This window comes from Nitratidesulfovibrio oxamicus, from assembly GCF_015731765.1.
Lineage (GTDB): Bacteria > Desulfobacterota > Desulfovibrionia > Desulfovibrionales > Desulfovibrionaceae > Cupidesulfovibrio > Cupidesulfovibrio oxamicus.
Genome location: NZ_VRYY01000700.1, coordinates 1 through 745, shown reverse-complemented (window position 1 = coordinate 745; position 745 = coordinate 1). Strand labels below are relative to the sequence as shown.

Genomic DNA, 745 nt, shown 5'->3' with positions numbered 1-745 from the left:
TCTGGAGTCCAGCCCGTCGCCTTCCGTGCGCGACGACGCGCCGCGCCTGACGGCGGAACTGCTGGTGGCACGGGCGCTGGACCTGCCCCGGTCGGACCTGCTGCTGCGCCTGGCACTGCACCCCGCCTCACCGGTGCCGCACGATGCGCTGGCGCATGTCGCCACCCTGCTGGCCCGCCGCGCCACAGGGGAGCCCACGGCGCACATTCTGGGCGAGCGGGAATTCTATGGCCGCGACTTTCTGGTCACACCGGCCACGCTGATTCCCCGGCCCGAAACGGAACTGCTGGTGGAAACCGCCCTCTCGCTGGCCCCGCGCGGAGCGCGCTTTGCCGACTGCGGCACCGGCACCGGGTGCATCGCCGTGACCCTGTGCGCAGAGCGCGACGACCTGCGCGGCATGGCCTGCGACATTTCTCCGGATGCGCTGGCCGTGGCCGCACGTAACACGGTGGCCCACCTTGGCGGGGGCATGAAGCCGGACGGGGCGCACCCCGGACAGAGTGTGCCGGACGCTGCACGCCTGGCGGCCTTCCAACGCTGCCAGCCGGTGCTGGCGGACTTCACACACCCGCTGTTCCGCGACAACGTGCTGGATCTGCTGATATCCAACCCGCCCTATGTGAGCGAGGCCGAACACGCAGGCCTGACGCCGGAAGTGCGCGACCGCGAGCCGCGAACCGCCCTGGTGCCCTGCGCCGGCCGCGGGCTGGACGATGACGCCACCGCGCAAGGGCGGGCGGAC

1 protein-coding gene is annotated in these 745 nt (G+C 72.1%); it reads left to right on the top strand.

The genetic code is table 11. The features are described from left to right. Position 1: 1 nt before the first annotated feature. Positions 2 to 745, top strand: a 744-nt coding sequence (locus FVW20_RS17395; protein ID WP_372435019.1) for a N5-glutamine methyltransferase family protein, incomplete at its 3' end; no start/stop codon positions are given.